This is a genomic window from Pseudomonas sp. CAU 1711 (assembly GCF_039888625.1).
GTDB lineage: Bacteria > Pseudomonadota > Gammaproteobacteria > Pseudomonadales > Pseudomonadaceae > Aquipseudomonas.
In genome coordinates, this window is record NZ_JBDQQT010000002.1 from 209,545 (window position 1) to 229,587 (window position 20,043).

Below are 20,043 nucleotides of genomic sequence, written 5' to 3' on the forward strand. Positions count from 1 at the left end.
CCCTCCGGGAGAGGGGCAGGGGGTGAGGGAGCCATGGCTACTGCGCGGTTCCTTCCCTCACCCTTCGCGGGCCGCCCCAACCCTCTCCCGGAGGGAGAACCATCACGGAATCCACGACCACAGTTCGACGTCGATGAAGCGGAAGATCGCCCGGCTGAAGGCCTTCCACACCGGCAGGGTCTCGCCGTCCACCTTGGCGTAGCCGGTCATGCCCGACTTCAGCTCGCCGCGCGGATTGTCGATCACTGTCAGCACCTTGACGTACTTGCCGGCGGTCTTCTCGATCACGTTGGCGTCTATCTGCGTCACCGTGCCGTCGAACAGGCGCTCGGAATAGGCCAGCGGCTTGACCTTGAGCACCGCACCCGGCTGCACGTAACCGATCTCGGTCTCCGGCACCTCGATCTCGGCGAACACCCGCTCGGCCTTCTCCACCACCGCGAACGGCTCGCCCGGGGGCTGGAACTTGCCGACCTTCTGCTTGAGCAGCAGGGTGATCAGCTTGCCGTCCATCGGCGCGCGCAGCTGCGAGCGCTCGATCTTCGCCAGGAACAGGTCGCGCTCGCCGCGCCAGCGCTGCACCTGGGCCTCGGCGGCGGCAATGGTGTCGGCCGTGGCGCCGCTGCGCACCAGGGCCAGGTTGGCCTCGGCCACCTGGATCGCCATCAGATCGACCTCGTACTGGCGCCGCGCCTGGTCGGCCTGCTGCTCGGACACCCCGCCCTTGGCCAGCAGGGTGAGGTGCCGTTGGTTGTTGATCCGGCTGAACTCGGCCTGGGTCCGCGCCATCTCCAGGTTGCGCCGGGCCACCTCCACCTCCTCCGGGCGCGGCCGCGCCTTCAGCTCGGCGACTATGGCCTGCTCCTCGGCGATGCGCGCCTCGGCGATCTTCACCTGGGCCTCGTAGTCGCCGGTGGCCAGGCGTGCCAGCACCTGCCCCGCCTCGACCCGCTCGCCGCCGTCCACCAGCACCTCGGTGACGATGCCGCCGATGTCGCTGGCCACCTGCTGCTGCTCGGTGGGCAGAATGACGAAGGCGCCGCCCGGCTCGTAGGGATAGGGCAGAAACAGGCAGATCAGCAGCGACAGGGCGAACACCCGCCAGGTATAGCCGGCCAGCTTGTTGCCCTGCTTGGCGCCGAGCTTCTCCTCCAGCTTCTCCGGTAGGCGCCGGCGCTTCCAGCGCTCGTACTGCACGGCGCGCTCGTACATCTCGTTGGCCGACCTGAACTTACGGTAGGTCAGCACGCTCAGGTAGCCGAGCAGCAGCACGCAGGCCAGCACGCCGGTACCGCCGAAATTGACCTTGAGCCAGCTGCCGACCAGCAGCAGGATGATGACGAACAGGACGACGGAGTAGAGAACGGAGGCCAGGCCGTAGGCCATCAGCGCGGTGTCGTTAGCCTCGCGGTAAGCATTGCCCTTGATGCGCCCAAGCAGGGCCTTGAAGGCCTTGCCGCGCAGGTGCGGCTCGTCCACCAGCACCGCGATCAGGTGATAACCGCTGCTCTTCGACAGCGGGTTGAGGGTCAGCAACAACGCCGTGGCGCTGGTCAGCGCCAGGGCCAGGCCGGCGACCGGCAGCAGGCCATTGGAGGCACGACTCAGGTACCAGAGGAAGATCCCCAGGCTGAACAGCGCCACCCGCATCAGCACCGGCCCGCCGTGCAGCCACAGGCGCTCGCGCCGGCTCAGGCCGACCAGGTGGCGAATGCGCGGCATGAAGCGCGGCAGGAAGCCGAGCATGAATGCCACCGACAGGCTGTACACGGTGCCGCGATACTTCTGCGCGGTCAGCGCCAGGGTCAGGGTGCACAGCAGGTTGACGCTGAACAGACTGAACAGCAGATGGCCGACGGCGCCCATGTCGGACAGCAGGACGACGCTATCCAGGCGCACCTGGGCGAAGTTGTTCAGCACTATGCCCAGGGCCAGGCCGAACAGCAGCGGCAGGACGAAAACGCCGTAGCGCAACGGCTCGACCCAGTCCTGCATGGCCTTGAGCAGACGGTGAGGATCGAACAGGTGCAGTATCGGTATCTGCAGGCGGTCATCCATGCCGGCCGCGTCGCGCACGCCGGCCTGCGGCGGCTCGGCATCGCCGCGCCCGGCGTCGTTGGCCGGCCGCGATGCGGTGGCCGGGGCGCCGTCCTGGGGCGTGGGCGGCGGACGCTTGACCGGCGGCGCGGCCTTGTCGCGAAAGCGCGAGACCTTCTCCTGCAGCAGCCGTTGCAGGTCGGCCTGCAGCTGCTCGCGATAGGGCGCCACCAGGGGGTGACTGGCCGCCGCCAGGCCGAGCAGGCGCTGGTCGACCAGGTTGGCCAGCAGGCCATCGAGCTCGGCGTCACTCAGCGGCTGGGCGAAGCGACGCTCGAAACTGGCGGCTATGGCGTCGAACTGCTCGTCCACCTGGAGCATCTCCAGGAGGAAGAACTGTCGGGTCTCCAGCTCCCACTGCAGCTGGCCGCTGGGGTCCAGCACCACGTACAGCGGCTCCTGCCGGCCGTTGCGCAGGAACACCTGCAGGCCCTTGCGCAACAGCAGCGGCGTGGCGATCTTGCGGGCATCGCCGAGGTCGGTTTCCTGGCTGGCGGAGATGTGTCCGTTCATAGCGCTTGGCTTCCTTTGGACCGATCACGAATGCCGGCGCTGGGCGCCGCCGAGGTCAGCGTCTTGCGCGGGGCGAAGAACACTTCGCAGCCGCCGCGCGGGTTGTCGATATAGCGATCGCCGCCCAGCGGCCAGACCCGGGGACCGAAGGGATTGGCGGCGCCGAGGAACAGGCCGTAGGGCGAGGAGACTATGGTGCGCATGCCGATGTTGTAGGGGTTGCCCATGCCGCCGGTGGTCACCGGCAGCCAGTTCTCGCCGTCGTAGCTGCGATACAGGTCGAAGCCCGACTGGCGTTCGAAGATGAAGCGCTCGCCGACCTGGTTGACGATGTTGAGGAAGGGCTCCGGCCAGCTGTCGCGCCGGGCGTAGCCGAGCAGGCCGCTCCAGTCGAAGGTCGACAGGTACAGCCAGCCCTCGTGCTCGGCCATGCGCCAGAAGTAGCCGTTGAAGAAGTTGTCGAAGCCGGCCATGTAGCCGGACAGCGGCTCCTTCCAGCCGTCCTCGGTCTGCCGCGCGTCGCCCACCAGCAGGTCCCAGCGCTTGTCCGGATGGATGCGGATCAGCTCGGGCGGCGCGGGGCCCACGCCATTCTGCCGGTCGATGCCGCCGCCCTGGATGGCGCTGCCGACATACAGCGCGCCCTTGAACGGGTACATGCTCAGCACCGACTGGTTGAGCGGCCCGCGCCCGGCGCCGTCGGCGATCACCCGCTCCCACTGGTAGGGCTCGCCCTCGCAGGTGCTGCGCCAGACCTGGAAGCCCTTGAGGTTGAAGGTGCCGACATACAGATGATCGCCGAACGGGCACATCTCGAAGATGGTCTTGTTGCCCTCGTCGCCGAAGCCGAAATCGCTGACCGCGCGCCATTGCCCCAGCTCAGGCGCCGCGCTCTCGTAGACGATGGAGTGGGATGAGACGTTGGGGTTGCCGCCACGCGAGCCGGCCGGGGTGGTGTACATGCGCCCCTTGAAGCTGACCATGGTACGGATGGTGGTCACCGGCAGGCCCATCAACCCCGGCTCGCAGCTGGGCGTGAAGTTCAGCCCGTCCTCGCTCCGCAGCAGCAGCGGACCCGGCCCCTTGGCCGGCGACCAGGTGCTGACGAACAGCGCGGGGTTGTGCCCGGGGCTGCCGGGGTACACGCACATGCCGCGAAAGCCCAGCTCGCGGGGGATCCGCGAGCCGTCGCTGCCGATGATGGTCGGTGCCTTGAATACCCGCTGCCATTCGTCCTTGCGCGGGTTGTAGCGCCAGATCTCGGCGTTGAGGTCGAGGTCGAAGGGGTTGGCCGGGCACTCCACCGGCCAGGGGTCCATGCTGATCGGCAGGCGTGCCTTCATCAGCGGGAAGTTGCCGCGCGTGGTGCCCACGTACAGGTGATCGTTGAACCAGGCCATGGCGTGGGCGTAGGCATTGATGCCGTCGCCGAAGCCGTTGCGCGCGATCAGGCGGAAGTCGTCCTCGTTGAGTCCGGCCGGCACGCGGATCTTGCTCGGCAGGCTGAACATGCTGCCGGCGCGAGCCTTGCGCGCCAGCACCTCGGCAATGAAGGCGTTGAGGTGGTCGAGCGCCTCGTCGAAGCCGGCGAAGGGGCCCTGCTCCTTGCCCTCGCGGGTGGCGTAGAACCATTGATCCTCGCGGCTGTACAGGCGGTCGCTGCGGAAGAAGGCCTTGGTCTGGCCATCCTCGGCGCGCACCTGGCGCCCGGCGCTGGCCTGGCGCAGGAAGTACTCGAAGGACTGGATCAGCTTGCCCGGCCTGGAGGCCGGGAAGAAATGCCCGGCACCGCGCACCAGGCGAAAGTCCGCCTTGGGCCAGACGCCGAGCAGCAGCTCGCCGGTGGTCACCGCCTGGGAACGCTCGCCGTAGATGGCCAGGATGGGAAAATCCAGGCGCCGCAGGCGCTCGACATCCAGGCCGTCGTCGCCCATCAGCTCATCCTGGGCGGCGGTGTTCTCCAGCAGTTTCACCCACTGGTCGGCGGTGCGCTTGCCCGAGGCGCCCATCAGCGGATTGATCAGCTCGCGCAGAGCCTCCGGCAACTCGCGCTGCTTGAGCTGCAGGGTGGCCGCCTCTTTGAGCAGGCGGTAGCCGAAGTAGGGCTCGCGGGTATTCAGCGCGATGCCGTGTTCGTCGAGGATGCGCTGGATATGCTCGGCGTAGCGCCAGTCGGCGCCGACGTTGCGGATCGCGGCGATATGGGTGTCGGCGATGGTCAGGCTGCGCAGGCGCTGCGGCTGCGCGCAGGCCAGGTTCAGCGCGATGGTGCCGCCGAAACTGTGGGCGATGACATGCGCCCGCTCGATGCCGAGGTGGTCCAGCAGCTGGCGCAGATCCTCGGCCTGCGCGGCCGGGGTGTAGCCCCGCGCCGGCATGCCGGAACGACCATGGCCGCGCAGGTCGTACATGGTCACCCGGTAGTGCCGGGCCAGGGCGTGGCCGACCTGCAGGTACCAGAACGCCAGGTTGGCGGCCAGGCCGTGGATCAGCACCAGGTCCTCGACCGCGCCCTCGCTGCGTTCGCAGGCCAGCTGTTGATAGTGCAGCCGTACTCCGTTGACCTCGGCCATCGCCATCCTGGCTTACTCCATGTAGCCGAGCATCTGCAGCTGCGCCATCAGCTTGTCCTTCTCGTCGTCGGCCATGCCCTCGGCGTTGGCGTCCTTGCTCACGCTGCGGGTGGCCTCGCCGATGCGGATCGGGTTCTGGTTCAGCCAGGGCTTGATGAACATGTCGCCCGCCACCTTGCCCTCGAAGTCGCCGGGCACCTCCAGGCCCTGGCTGTAGAGCAGCGTGGCGCCGACGTCGCAGATGTGCCGGCGCTCGATCTGCACGCCCTTGCGCACGCCGGGGCCGCAGGCGATGAAGATGCCGTCCGGGTGGTGGGTGCCGGCCGGCTCCTCGCGCGGCTCGACGATCGGCAGCTTGTTCTTGATCGAGACGAAACCGAAGTCGCGCAGCACCAGCAGCAGGTCCGGCGCGTCCAGCATCGCCGGGCCGGCGAACACCTCCTCGCGCAGATGGATCTCGGCGATGATGCTTTCACCGCTCACCGGGTCCTTGAGCGCCTTGAGATCGAGGATCAGCTGCTCGCGGAAGCGCTCGTAGTCCTCCGGCCTGATACCGCTCTCGCCGGGGTTGCGCGCCACGCGGATGTTGATGCCGTTGCTCGACGGCGTACGGCAGTAGGCAGTGGTCCTGGCCCAGTCGAGGTTGGCGAACATGCTCTCCTCGCGGCGCTTGGCGGCCTCGGAATCGGGGTCGGCGACATCCTTCCAGTGCAGGTAGCCCTTCTCGTGCAGCCAGGCGTTGATGCGCACCACCTCGGTGGTGGCGGTGAAGCCGTGGTCGGAGGCCATGAACACCTGGCAGTCGGGACCGGCCAGGGTCACCAGCTCCTCGATGAAGCCGTCGAGCTGGCGGAAGTAGTCCAGGCACAGCGCGCGCATGCGCTTGTGGTAATCGCTGACGCCCTCGTGCTGCAGGGCCGGGTCGAGGTGCAGCCAGGCCTGGTGCTGCAGCTTGTCGACACCGTCGAACATCACCGCCATCAGCTCCGGCGCCTCTTCCTTGAGCAGATACTTGGCGATCTCGAACCACTGCTTCTCGCGCGGCAGGTGGTAGCGCACCCAGTTCTCGCGGTCCTCGTCGCTGAGGTCGTCGACCGCCTGCTTCTCCTGCTCGAAGTCCCAGGCCAGCTCCTTCGGATCGAAGCCGGGCAGGTCCTGCTTGAGGCGGTCGTAGAAGTCCGCCGGCACGGTATTGCGGCGCAGGTGCCGCCAGGGGATGAAGCCCGGCACCATGAAGCCGTTGAGGTCCTTGGGCGGCGGCGCGGTGAACGGCAGGTTGAGCACAGCGACGCGGCGCTTCTGGCGGCTGGCGATCGACCAGATGGTCTCGGCCAGGTTGTCGCGCGAGTCGTAAAGGGTGAAGAACACGTCCTCGCCACGCTCCTCGGCGCGGATGAAGTCGAGCAGGCCATGGTTGCCCGGGGTGCGCCCGGTCATCAGCGAGACCCAGGCCGGCGGGGTCAGCGGGTTGGGCGTCGAGCGCAGCTTGGCGCGGGTACCACGGGCCATGATGCTGCCGAGGAAGGGCATCACGGCCGGTTGGCCGTCCTTCTCCACGCAGAGGTCGTCGAGGATGGTGAAGGTGCAGCCATCCATGCCGATGAAGAGGGTACGAGTGGTCATGCCGGCACTCCTGTGAGTTTCTCGTGGACGAAATCGATCAGCTGGCCGATGGAAAGATCGTCGACGTAACTGCCGTCGTTCATCAGCAGATCCTGGAAGCCCATCTTCGGGCGGTTGTAGTGCTCTTCGATGGCGACAATCAGCTGGATGATGTCGACCGAGGCGAACTCCATCTCCGCCACCAGCCGGGTCTCGGCGCTCAGCGGCTGGTCCAGCTCGATGCCCCAGTCCTGGGTCAGGTCGGCGACGATATGGATCAGGGTTTGCTCGATTGCGCTCTTGCTTTCAGCCATTGGCCACTCCGTATTCCGTCACTTGCAATTCGGCCCCGGCCAGGGCGATCAGGCGATCGTCCTGCACCGCGAAGACCACACTCACGCGCGCCGGCGCCAGGCTGGCGTCTCCGGCGAAACTCACTTCGGCCCGCTCGCCGCTCTCGGCAAAATGCACCTCGAAATCCTGCGGCGCGCCGCGCAGGCCGCAGCCCAGGTACTTGGCGGCCGCCTCCTTGGCGCACCAGGTGCGCAGGGTCAGCTCGCCGCCCCAGGCCGCATCGACCGCCGCCAGCACCTGCTGCTCATGGGCGGTGAAGGAGCCGGCCACCAGCTCGGGGCGCTGCAGGCGGTCCAGGCGCTCGGCATCCACGCCCACGGCGCCGAAGGCCACCAGGGCGGCCAGGCAGCCGTCGCGGTCGTGACTCAGCGAGACTGCCGGCGCGGCCAGCCAGTGGCCGTTCCACCAGCCATCGACCCGGGGCGCACCCAGAGTGTCGTGGCGAACTATCACGTCCGCCGGGCAGAGCAGCTCGCCGGTCTGCTGGTAGATGAAGTAACGGGTCGCCTCCTTCAGGCACAGGCGTCCGTGCAGCCATTCGCGGGCGCGGCGGGTGTGGCGCACGGCCTCCCACTCCTCGCGTTCATCTGTCGCCAGCACGGCGTGGGCGAGGATGCGCAGGAAGATCGCTGCCGATTGCTTGCAGAAGTCCTCGGGCAGCTGCGTGAGCTGCCACAGCAGCACCTCCGGCAGGGCGCTGGCCAGCGGCGCGCCGAGCCAGCCGTTCAGCGGCTCGCGACGCAGTTGGTAGAAGGCATTGGGCACCGGAAAGAACAGGTTGGCGAAACCGCTGGCATGCAGCAGCAGGCGTCCCTCGTGCAGGCAGTCGAAAGCCCAGGTGCGCGGCGCATCCAGCCCGTCGCGCGCCGCATCCAACGGACGCTGGCGGCCACGCAGCCAGGCGCCGGACAGATCGGCCGGCGGTTGTGCATGAATTTCGATGCGGGCGATCTGCGAAGGGAAGCTGTTGAAGTCGGTGCCGACCTGCTGCGCCAGCCAGTAGGCGGCCAGTTGGCCGAGGGCATCCAGCAGCACCGGGTTGAGCACCAGCGTGCAGGGCTCGCCGTCCTGCAGGAAGCCCTGGGTCGAGCAGGAAGCCAGCCGCGCGTCGATACCCTGCTCGGACCACGCCTGGATGCCGGCGATGCTCTGGAACAGCGGGCCATGGAACATGCCGGTGCTGTACAGCTCGTGATCCGGCCAGCGGTAGCCGACGCCGCCCTGCAGCTCGGCCAGGGGCGTGCCGATTAGCGGCGCGGCGAAGCGGAACTCGGCGCTCATCACCGGGTTGCCGGCGTTGTGCAGTGCGGCCCGGTAATGATGTTCGGCGACCCGCTCGGCCTGCACCTGCAGGGTCAGCTCGCCGCAATCCAAGGCCACCCAGTCGAGGGCGCGCACGTTCTCGATCAGGTTGATCGCCGTGCTGCCGGCCAGCAGGGCGCAGGCTTCGGCCATGATTTCCAGACTGGCCATCATGGCCACGCAGGCCAGGCCCTGCAGCTCGGGCTGGTGGTAGGAGGCAGGTCCGGACAGCACATGATCGGCGAGGAAGCGGTCGCTGGACCACAGCGGGCATTGCGCGGTCAGCCGCTCACCCTGCAGCTGGACATCCACCAGCAGCGGTGCGAACGGCCCAGGCGCCGGCTGCGCCGCAGGCACGGGCGCGGCGGCGGACGGCCGGAACAGCTCGCGCAGCAGCTCGCCGAGCGCTGCGTTCACATGCACCACCGGCATGGTGTTCTTGATCGGCATGCCACGCCGAGGCTGCGGCAACGCCTGGTCGAGGTCGAGCACGCGGCAGTCGCTGTCGCGATACAGCCTACCGAGGTTCACCGCCCTGCCATTGGCGAACAGGCTACCGAGCAGGTTGAGCAGCTGCTCGACGCCACTGCGCTTGCGCGCGTTGCAGGCGATGGCCAGGTACTGCTCGCCGCCGAGGATGTCGTTGACGAAGCCGGTCAGGTTGCCCGAGGGGCCAACCTCGACGAAGTAGCGCACGCCGTCGCGGTGCATATGCGCGACGGTCTCGCGAAAGCGCACTGTGTTCGACCACTGTGCCGCCGCCAGCTCGCAGGCCGATGCGGCGTCATCCGGGAACAACTCGGCGCTGGCGCAGGAATACAGCGGCGTCTTCGGCGCCCGCAGACCGACCTGGCGGTAATACTGGTGGAAGGCCGTGGTCACCACGGCGAACAGCGGCGTGTGGTAGGCACGATCGAACGGCAGGATCGAGCAGATGCCGCCCTCCTCGCTCAGGCTCTTGAGCAGGCCGTCGATGGTGGCGCGGCCGGAAAACAGCACCAGCTGGTTCTGGCAGTTATCCATGGCCACCGCCACCGGCTCGGCGCAGGCGCCGATATGCCGCTCGACCTGCTCGCGCTTCAGCGCGCCGACAGTCAGCAGCCCGCCGGTGGCGATGCCGCCGCCGTCCAGCACGCCACGGTAGACCTGGTTCAACTCGCGGATAAAGCCGGCCAGCTGTTCCCTGTCATCGAAGGCGATGGCGCCGCTGGCGGCCAGGGCCGAGGATTCGCCGGTGCTATGGCCGAGCATGGCGTCCGCCTCCACGCCGAAGGCGCCGAGCAGGCTGAACAGGGCCTGGCTGGCGACGAACACCGCCTCGGAACCGACGTCCATGTCGAACAGGCGCGCCTCCAGGCGCTGGCGCAGCGCCTGGTCCAGCTCGCTGGCCGGCGGGAACAGGATATCGGTGCGGGTCGAGCCGGGCTGCTCGTCGTACAGGCCCTGCCAGAAGTCGAACCACTCGCGTACCTCGGGAAAATGCTCGGCCAGGTCGGCCAGCATGCCCAGGTACTGCGAACCCTCGCCGGGGAACAGGAAGGCCAGCCTGCCCTGCAGTGGCCGGCGGCTGAAGACCATGCCGGTGCGGGTCATCCAGCGCTCGCTCTTGGCCTCGGCGATCTTCTTCGCCGCCTGCTGCAGCTTCTTCGCCAACTCGGCCACGTCGCTGGCCAGCACGGCCAGGCGCAGCGGTTTGTCGGCGCAGTCGCGGGCGGCCAGGGTGGCGGCCAGGTCGAGCAGCGCCACGTCGGGGTTGTTCTCGATATAGACCTGCACCTGCTGCAGCTGGGCCAGCAGTTCGGCCTCGCAGTCGGCGGCGAACACGCACAGCTCGCAGTCGCGGCGGGACAGGCTCGGCGGACGCAGGGCGGACGCCGGCGCCTCCTCCAGCACCGCATGGGTATTGATGCCGCCGAAGCCGAACGAGTTGATGCCGGCGCGCCGCGGGTTCTGCGGCTTGGCGATCCACGGCCGGCTGGCGGTGTTGACGTAGAGCGGCGTGGCGCCGATGCCCAGCTCCGGGTTGACCGCGCCGCACAGGGTCGGCGGCAGGACCTTGTGATGCAGGGCCAGGCTGGTCTTGATCAGGCCGGCGATGCCGGCGGCGGGAATACAGTGACTGATCATCGACTTGACCGAGCCTATGGCCACGCTGCCGAGCAGGCCCTGGCGCTCGCCGAGCACGCTGCGCAGGGCGGCGATCTCGGTCTTGTCGCCGAGCGGGATGCCGGTGCCGTGGGCCTCGACCAAGGAGATGCTGGCCGGGTCGACGCCGCTGCCCGCGTAGGCGCGGCGGATCGACAGGGCCTCGCCCTCCTCGCTCGGCGCCAGCAGGCCGGTGCCGCGACCGTCGCTGGCCTGGCCGATGCCGCGCAGCACGGCATAGATGCGGTCGCCGTCGGCCAGCGCGTCGTCCAGACGCTTGAGCACCACCATGCCCAGGCCCTCGCCGAGCAGGGTGCCGTCGCTGCCCTGCTCGAACGGGCGCACCTTGCCGCGCCCGCTCAAGGCGCCGAGCTGGGTGAAGATCACCGACACCTCGGCCGGCAGCGAGGCATTCACCCCGCCGGCGATCATCAGGCGGCTGCGTCCGCTGCGCAGTTCGTCCATGGCTGCGTTGACCGCCAGCAGCGACGACGAGCAGGCGGCGTCGACTATGTAGTTCGGCCCCTTGAGATTGAGCCGATTGGCGATGCGCCCGGTCATCACATTGGGCACCAGGCCCGGGGCGATGTCGGTGTTGGACGGCGGCAGCTGCTGCTGCAGCGCCGTGCGCAGGCGCGCCAGGTCGTTTTCGCTCAGGCTCGGCTGGGCGGCCTTGAGCAGCTCCAGGGTCTGGTCGAGAACGATATGGTTCTGGATATGGCTGACCTGGCCGCGATGCAGATAGGTGCTGTGGCCGAGGATGATGCCGGTGTCGCGGTGATCACAGCCGTCGCCCGCATAGCCGGCGTCGCGCAGGGCGTCGAAGGCCACCTTGAGGGCGAGGAACTGGTCCGGCTCGCCGCCATCCACCGAGTTGGGCATGATGCCGAACTCGCGCGGATCGAAACGGTACAGGTCGTTCAGGTAGCCGCCGTGCTGGGTGTTGATGCGCCCCGAGTCCAGGTAACGCTGCGCCTCCCATTCGGGCAGGGGCTCGCCCACCGCGTCGGTGCCGGCCAGGATATTGCGCCAGAAGCCGGCCAGGTCAGGGGCCTGCGGGAAGATGCAGGCCATGCCGATGATGGCGATCGGCGCGTTGCTCATCACTCGGTTTCCTTGCGCAGGTGGGTGCCGCCCAAACGATTGAGGCGCGCGTCGACTATGCATTGCAGGTCTTCGATCAGCAGCAGCAGGCGGCCCTGGTCGTCGCTGAAGAACACGTTGGCGCGCACCTGCTGCGCCGCGCCGGGCAGGCACTGGAAATCCATGTGGAAGCGCTCGGGCAGGCGCTCGACGTAGCGCACCACCCGGCCGAACTGGGCCGGCAGCGCCGAGCCGTCGTGGAAGGTGCGGGCCCAGAGCAGGGCCATCTGCGGCGCGGCATCGAGCACCGCAGGGTCGATGATCCACTGCTGTTCGGCGTGGCCACCGGCCAGCCATTGCTGCGGCGAGCTGGGGCACATCAGCGCCGCCGCGCCCTGGCTGGACAGGCCGCCGATGCCGCGGATGACCTGGAAGCGCGGGCCGTGGAACAGCCACTCCTGATAGGCCTTGGCCACCGGCAGCTGGCGCTCGCGGTATTCGCCGGCCTGGTGGCGCGGCGCCTCGGGCAGCCGCTGGGCCATCCTCACCGCGGCGCGATAGTGCAGGCGCTGCTGCTGGCCGCTGCCGGAGCGGATGCTGATGCTGGCGTCGAAGCCCTCGCTGCTGGCATAGGTCGGCGGGTTGATCAGCAACGACAGGGCCTGGGTCGGCTCGCTCAGCTGCACGCCCTTGAGCAGGCGCAGCTCGGCCACTTCCGCGACCATCCAGCCCGGCCACATCAGGGTGGCGGCCTCGGCGATGATCTCCAGGGCCACGGCCGCCGGCAGCACCGGGATGCCGTCGATGCAGTGCTCCTGCAGATAGCCATGGCTCGCATCCAGACTGAAGTGCAGAACCTGGGTGCCCTTGTCGCCATCCTCGATGCGACACTGGGTCAGCAGTGGCTGGCGGGCGGCCGGCGGAGTGTCGCCGGCGTCTTCCTGGCAGCGGCCGACTTCCGCCTCATGGCGCTCCCAGGGGCCATCGCCGGCCACCACTTCCACCGCGTGACCGGCCTTCAGGCGCAGGGCCTCGGCGAACAGGCGGCGGCCCTGGGCGGCGCCGACCAGGGCCACGCCCTTGTCGGCGAACTTCTTCTCGGTTTCGCTGGTGACCATGCCGGCGCCGAACAGGGTCGGCCCCCAGGGGCCCCAGTTCAGCGACAACAGCTTTATCTTGTCGCCCCACAGGCGCTGCAACTGGCAGCACAGGCGACTCATCAGCTCGTTGGCGGTGGCGTAGTCGAGCTGGCCGCTGTTGCCGTAGCGTCCGGCCACCGAGCTGAACACGCAGAAGAACTCCAGCTCCTCGACGCGCACCAGCTTCTGCAGCAGCAGCATGCCCAGCACCTTGGTGCCGACCACGCGCATCCAGCTGTCGGGAGTCTTGTCCTGCAGCAGCTTGTCCTCGATCACCCCGGCGCCGTGCACTACCCCGCTGAGCTTGCCGTGGCGCTGGCGGATGCCGGCGATGGCGGCCGCCAGGGCCGCCTCGTCGGTGACGTCCACCGCCAGGTATTCGACCGTGGCGCCACGGCCGCGCAGGTCGGCGATATTGCCATGCATCTCGCGCAGGCCGATCAAGGCGGCGATGCGCTTCTGCATCTCGGCCGGGGTCAGCTTGAGGCGACCGGCGCGCACCTCGCCGATGAAGTACTGACGCAGCTGCTCCTCGTCCTCGAACGCCGCGGTGTCGGCGCCCTCCTCCCGCAGCGGGCTGCGTCCGGTCAGCACCAGCACGGTGCCCGGCGCGGCGATCTCGCGCAGCACCTCGGCGGTGATGCCACGGGCGCCACCGGTGGCCAACACCACGGCGTTCTGCAGCGACGGCAGCAGGTCCTCGGCGGCCACCTCGTCGGCCTGGGTGCGGAACACCGTGCGGCGGCCGGCCGGATAGCCGACCTCCTGGCGCCCGCCGACCAGCTGCAGCTCGGCGGTGATGATGGCCAGCTGCTCGGCATCGCCGAGCGCCGGATCCAGGTCGATGGCGCGGGTGCGCAGGCTCGGGCGCTCCTCGCGCAGCGACTTGATCAGGCCGCTGCCGCCGCCCTGCAGGCTCAGGGCCTGGCGCCGCTCATCGAGGCCACGGGCGAACAGGCCGCCGAGGGCGCTGAGCGCCATGACATGGGCATCGCTGCGCAGCTGCGCGGCCAGCGCATGGAGGATCAGGTACAGCGACTTCTCGTTGACCAGCAGCTCGCGGCGCCAGGCCTCGCTGCCGGCATCGGGCGGCAGCGCATGGGCGCCCAGGGCGGCCAGGTGGATGACGCCGGCGACCTGCTTGTCCGGGTTGGCCGCCGTCTCGCGGCACCAGGCATTGAGCGCCGCCTCGTCGGCCAGCAGCCCTGGGCTCAGCAGGGATACGCTACAGCCGCGTTGTTCCAGCCACTCCTGCAGACGCAGGGCCAGGCCATGGGCGTCGGCGGTGAGGATGAAATAACCCGGCTCGAACTGGCGCAAGGCCTGCTCGGGGATGGCCTCTTCCTCGGGTACCACTATGTGCCGAGGCGAGTGGCTGGCCGCGACCGGCTCAGTCTTCGGGCTCGCCTCGGCGGACTCAAAAGGGATGGCGGCCTCGCCGACATCCAGCCCCTCGAGCATCTTCAGCATGTCGGCCAGGGTTGCCCGGGTGTTGAGCTGGCTACGAGCCTCGCCCAGGGCACTGCCATAGGCCGGCGGCAGGGTCTGCAGCAGGGCACCGACGATTTCCACGCGCTTGATCGAGTCGATGCCGAGGTCGGCCTCCAGATTCTGCTCCAGGCCGACCATGTCGCTCGGGTAGCCGGTGCGCTCCTCGACAATGGACAGCAGGATATCCTTGATCTTGCCGCCATCCATCTGCGCCGCCGGCGCAGGAGCCGGCGCGGCGACTGGCGCGGCGGCTGCCGGCGCGGGTGCAGCGGCGGCGGCGAGCGGAAGCGGAGCGGCAGCAGGAGGCGCAACGGGGGCCGGGGCCACCCGTGCGACCGGGACGGCGGCAACCGGTCGGCGCGACGCCGGGGTGGCAGCAGGCATGGCCGGCAGGCGCGGCACAGCGCTTGGCATGCCGCCGCCGGCCATAAAGCTGTTGATCACCCGCTCCTGGGTCTCCAGGAACTGGCGCATGGTGGCGAAGTATTCCGCCATCACCGATGACATCTCGTCACCTTGGATTGCCGTGGGGTCGGACATGACCAGCCTCTCCTTGTGTCGCGGGGCAGCCGGGGCTGCGCTGTGGGGCGGGGTTGCGGGATTGCGCTTGAGCGGCACCACCACCGGGTGCACATCGGGTCGGGCGGCTGCGGGGGACAGCACGTCGCCCTGCAGCACGCCGATCTGTCGCGGTGCCTCGCTGGCACGACGCGCGCCGCTGCCATTGAGCAGCCAGGCCTGCCTGGGCAGGCTGGCGTCGCGCCACAGGCCGTCGAGGCGGCCATTGGCGCTGGCCTGGCAGGCGCGCCCGGCGAACAGGCGGCGGGGCTGGAAGGCCACGCCGATGCCGTGCAGGCGGGCCAGTGCCAGCAGCAGGCTGGCCAGGCCGCCGGCGCGCTCGTCCAGGGCCACGGCCTGGTGTGGCCTGCCTTCGAGGATGCGCGCGACCAGGCGACTGAGCACGGCCTTGGGGCCGACCTCGATAAACACCCGCGCGCCGGCGGCGTGCATGGCCTCGATCTGCTTGACGAACTCCACCGGCCGGACCAGATGCTCGGCCATGGCTCGCTGGACCTCGGCCGGCTCGGCGGCATGCAGGGCGGCGCTGGCGTTGGAGTAGACCGGCAGGCGCCCGGCCCGCCAGGGCGTGGCGGCGATGGCGGCGGCCAGCTGGCCCTGGGCCGGAGCGACGAAAGGCGAATGGAAGGCGGCGGCCACCGGAATCGAACTGGCGTTCACGCCGGCTCGCTGCAACGCCTCCAGGGCCTGGGCAATGCCGGCAGACGACCCGCTGATAATGCTCTGCTGCGGCGCATTGTGGTTGGCCACCAGCAACTGCGGGATGGCGGCGATGGCCTGCTCCACCTGCTCGCGCGGCGCCTGCACCATGGCCATGCCGCCCAGCTCGCTTCCGGCGCTGGCGGCGGCCTCGACGATGAAGCGTCCGCGCGCCTCGGACAGACTCATCAGGCCGGCGAAGTCGATCTGCCCGGCGGCGAACAGGGCGACGAACTCGCCATAGCTGTGGCCGGCGAGCATGTCGCCGGCGATGCCCAGCTCGCCGAGCAGGCGCAGCAGGCCCGCCTCCACCGCGCCGAGGGCCGGCTGCGCCACGTCGGTGCTGGTCAGCGCCGCACTCGCGATCTGCCTGGCGGCCTCGTCATAGCAGGCACGCGGATGAATGAACTGGCTCAGCGGTTTCTGGGCGAAACGCTCGGTGCCGGCCGCCAGCAACGCGTCGGCCTCGGCCAGGGTGTCGGCGACGACCGGGAACAGCACTGCCAGCTCGCGCAGCATGTTGATGTGCTGCGAGCCCTGCCCGGGGAACAGCAGGGCCACCTGGCCCGGCTCGACGCGGCTGTCGCCGAGCACGATGGCGGGATCGAGCGACGCCTCGCCGGCCAGGCATTGCAGGGCCTTGGCCAGCTTGTCGGCCAGATCGTCGAGGCTGCCGACCACCAGCGCCAGGCTGTGTTCGCCCTGGCCGAGATTGTCGGTCAGGTAGCAGGCGATATCGCGCAGCGCCACCCGCCCCGGCGCGCCCAGTTGCGCCTGCAACTGGGCCACCTGGCTGCGCAGCTGCTCGCGGCTAGGAGCGCGCCACAACAGCAGCTCGGCGCTCCAGGCATCGCGGGTGCCCTGGGCCAGCCAGGGGCGATATTCGCCGGCATACTCCTCCAGCACCGCGTGAAAATTGGTGCCACCGAAGCCGAAGGCGCTGACCGCGGCGCGGCGCGGCAGGCCGGCCCTGGCCAGCCAGGGCTGCGCCTCGTCGAGCAGGCAGAGCGGACTGTCGTCCTGCTTCAGCACGGGGTTGGGCGACTGCACGCCCAGGTGCGGCGGCAGCACTCGGTGGTGCAGGGCCAGCGCCGCCTTGATCATGCCGGCGACGCCGGCGGTGGCCTTGGTGTGGCCGATCATGGTTTTCACCGAGCCGACCACCGCCTGGGCCGGACGGCTGCCGGCCTCGCGCAGCAGCGCGGTGGTGCTGTCCAGCTCGGCGGTGTCGCCGGCCACCGTGCCAGTGCCATGGGCCTCGAACAGGCCGACGCTGTCTGGACCGAAACCGGCCTGCTGGTAAGCGCGGCGCATGGCCCGTAACTGGCCGGCAGGCAGCGGCGCGGTGAGGCCCTTGGCCTTGCCGTCGCTGCTGCCGGCCATGCCCTTGATCACCGCGTAGACCCGGTCGCCGTCGCGCTCGGCATCGCTCAGGCGCTTGAGCGCCAGCATGGCGATGCCCTCGGAAATCACGATACCGTCGGCCGACTCGTCGAAAGTGCGGCAGCGTCCGCGCGGCGACAGGGCCTGGGTCTTGCTGAAACACAGGTAGCCGAACGGGCCCTGCACGGTATCCACGCCGCCGGCGATGACCAAGTCGCTGCGCCCGGAGAGCAGCTCGTTGATGCCCTGGTAGACCGCGGCGAGGGACGAGGCGCAGGCCGCGTCGGTGGCGAAGTTGACTCCGCCGAAGTCGAGGCGATTGGCGATGCGCCCGGCCATCACGTTGATCAGGATGCCGGCGAAGGTGTCCTCGGTCCATTGCGGCAGGCGCCCGGCGATCTCGCCCGGCAGCTCGCCGGAGAAGCGCGGCAACTCGGAGCGCAGGCCGTACTGCATGCCGACGTCGCCCGCGCCGCCGCTGGCGCCGATGATCACCGAGGCCTTCTCGCGGTTGAAGTCGCGCCGCTCGTAGCCGGCGTCGGCCAAGGTCTGGCGGGCGATGTCCAGAGCCATCAGCTGCATCGGATCGACCGACTCGATGGACTTGGGCGGCATGCCGTAGCGGGTCGGATCGAACACCAGGTCGTCGAGGAAGCCGCCCCAGCGCGAGTAGATCTTGTCCGGCGCATGGCGATTGTCGTCGAAGTACAGGCGCCAGTCCCAGCGATGCGAGGGAATCTCGGTGATCGCGTCGACCTTGGTCAGGATGTTCTGCCAGTACTCACGGGTGGTATTGGCGCCGGGCAGGATAGCGCCCATGCCGATGATGGCGATATCGGCCGGCGCGCCCGGCTCGACCGCCACTTCCAGCTGCTCCTGCTGGTACTGTTCGAGCAGGGCCAGGGAGTCCTCGGTGACGCTGCGGTGCAGGCTGGCGACGTCGGTGATGGCGTCACGCAGGGTGGCGACCTGACCGATCATGTACATGCCGTCGGCCACCTGCTCGGCGGCGGCGAATTCCTTCAGCGCACCCTCCTCGCCGACCCGCATGCTGCCTTTGGAAGCCAGACGCAGGCGACCGAGGATCAGGTCATCGAGCTGTTCGCGGGCCTCGTCGGCCGGCACCGCCTGCTGCTTGAGCTCGTGGCGGCGGGCGAAGAAGGCGGCGGCGAAGGGCGTGTAGGCGCAGCGGCTGGCATGGCCGGTACCGGACTCCAGGTTGACCGTGCGCGCGCAGTCGATGGCCTGTTGCTGGAAGGTCTCGACTATGGCGCCGGCCTCGACTATCTCGCGGGTGAACAGGTAAGCGCTACCCATCAGCAGGCCAACCCTGACGCCCCTGGCCAGCAACGGCGCGACCATGGCCTGGACCATGGCCGAGGAGCGCGCATCGTGGATGCCGCCGGCGAACAGCACTTGGACTTCCTCACCCGCCACGCCCTGGGCGATCTCCTCCAGCAGGCGGTCGATCATGCTGCTCCACAGCACGAAGCTGCTCAGCGGACCGACATGCCCACCGCATTCGCGGCCCTCGAAGATGAAGCGTCGCGCGCCTTCCTTGAGGAACATCGGAATCAGATTGGACGAGGGCACATGGAGGAAGGACGGAATGCCCGACTGCTCCAGGCGCACCGCCTGGTCCGGGCGGCCGCCGGCGATGATGGCGTAGTTGGGCCGGTGCGGCTTGGCCGCGGCGATCTGCTCGTCCAGCAGGCTCTGCGGGGCAAAGCCGAGCAGCCCGATACCCCAGGGGCGGCCGGCCAACAACTCAGCGGTTTTCTCCAGCAGGCCGGCCAACGGCTCGCCCTTGAGCAGGGCCAGGGCCAGCATCGGCAATGCCCCACCCTCGGCCACCGCGGCGGCGAACTCGGCCTTGTCCGAGACCCGGCTCATCGGCCCCTGCACCAGCGGCAGGGCGAGGCCCAGAGCCTCGGCCAGCGGCGCTCGCTCGCCACGCAGGGCACGGGCATTGAGGGCGAGCCGCGGGTTGTGCCGCACGGCCGCGTCGATGGCCTGGAACAGCTGGGCGACGCTGCCGTACCGCTGCCGCCAGGCGGCGGCGAAGGCCACGTCCTGGCCCAACGGCAGCAGGCCGGCGGGCGGGTTGCGCCACTCCACCTCGGCCAGCAGGCGTTCGCGCATCTGCGCGGGCGTGAGGCTCTCGGCCTCGGCGACGAAGGCCTTGGCCCTGGCGAAGCCGGGACGCGAAAGAATCCGGCAGTAGCGGCCGTGCTCGCCATTGCCGGCGGCCACCGTCTCGCTGCCGGACAGGCTGCGCAGGTGCGGCTGCAACTCGGCGGCCAGCGGCGACTCCTGCAGCAGCAGCACCTGGCTGTCCAGCGCTACCCCGGCGCAGCCGGCCAGGGCCGCGGCCGCTGCGCTGTGCGGGGTGATACCGCCACGCAGGTACAGCGGCAGCTCGCTGGCCGCGCGCCAGTGCTGGACGAGAATGAAGGCGCTGCTCTCGCCGACGAAGCCGGCGGCCTCATGACCCTTGAGCAGCAGACCGTCGATGCAGGCGGCGATGGCCGGATCGAGAGGATCGTTATCGCTCAATTCGAGCAGCAGGGTCGCGCCGGACTCGCGCGCAGCGGCCAGCCAGTCCTGCCACTCGCCCCACTGCTCGCGACCGATCACCAGCAGTCGCAGGCCCTGGCCGAGATACTCCGTGAGGTGCGCGGCGAGCGCCGCATCGAACCCACCCAGGCGCACGCCGAAGCCCGCCGCGCCGGCATGACGGGCCAGCAACTCCAGCTGATCGATGGGTGAGCCTGCACTCAGCTCCAGATCCAGCACACCCATGCCACCGGCCCGGGAGGCGGAAATCGCCAGCGCGGGATGACCGAGACCGACGGGAGAGAGCAAAAGCTTGTGGAGATCTGCGCCGTGCATGATTCGTAGCTCTTTCTGAGGCCAAAGAATCCCCATGCGGCGGATGTCCGCGCGCCGGAGGCCGATTAGCTAGCAGCGACTACTGAACGGTTGAGATCGAATGCAAGAAGCGAGCAAAGCTCGAGCGAGCGCATTGAAAACTCGACTGTCCCCACCGCAATCCATTGCAAACCCGCACAAATGCCATGGTC

The 20,043-nt window shown here is 69.2% G+C and carries 6 protein-coding genes; all 6 read right to left on the reverse strand.

The features are described 5' to 3' along the window. Positions 1-102: 102 nt before the first annotated feature. From AAFN46_RS03105 to AAFN46_RS03130, 6 genes are read right to left on the reverse strand one after another with little or no spacing between them, the layout of a single operon-like run. Entirely contained in the window at positions 103-2,610 is a 2,508-nt protein-coding gene (locus AAFN46_RS03105; protein WP_347807230.1) for an efflux RND transporter periplasmic adaptor subunit, read from the reverse strand. Beyond that, positions 2,607-5,189: an alpha/beta fold hydrolase gene (locus tag AAFN46_RS03110; RefSeq protein ID WP_347807231.1), complete on the reverse strand. Its 2,583-nt coding sequence runs from the start codon at positions 5,187-5,189 to the stop codon at positions 2,607-2,609. Before AAFN46_RS03110 ends, AAFN46_RS03105 begins: the two co-directional genes overlap by 4 nt. A gap of 6 nt (positions 5,190-5,195) precedes the next feature. Further along, the gene (locus tag AAFN46_RS03115; RefSeq protein ID WP_347807232.1) at positions 5,196-6,806 is read right to left on the reverse strand and encodes an alkaline phosphatase family protein; all 1,611 of its coding nucleotides are present in this window, start codon (positions 6,804-6,806) and stop codon (positions 5,196-5,198) included. Next, positions 6,803-7,099: a hypothetical protein gene (locus tag AAFN46_RS03120; RefSeq protein ID WP_347807233.1), complete on the reverse strand. Its 297-nt coding sequence runs from the start codon at positions 7,097-7,099 to the stop codon at positions 6,803-6,805. The genes AAFN46_RS03115 and AAFN46_RS03120 overlap by 4 nt, the downstream gene beginning before the upstream one ends. Continuing rightward, the gene (locus AAFN46_RS03125; protein WP_347807234.1) at positions 7,092-11,690 is read right to left on the reverse strand and encodes a beta-ketoacyl synthase N-terminal-like domain-containing protein; all 4,599 of its coding nucleotides are present in this window, start codon (positions 11,688-11,690) and stop codon (positions 7,092-7,094) included. Before AAFN46_RS03125 ends, AAFN46_RS03120 begins: the two co-directional genes overlap by 8 nt. Further along, positions 11,690-19,762 (reverse strand): SDR family NAD(P)-dependent oxidoreductase, encoded by an 8,073-nt coding sequence (locus AAFN46_RS03130; protein ID WP_347807235.1) that lies wholly within the window; start codon positions 19,760-19,762, stop codon positions 11,690-11,692. Before AAFN46_RS03130 ends, AAFN46_RS03125 begins: the two co-directional genes overlap by 1 nt. Positions 19,763-20,043 lie beyond the last annotated feature (281 nt).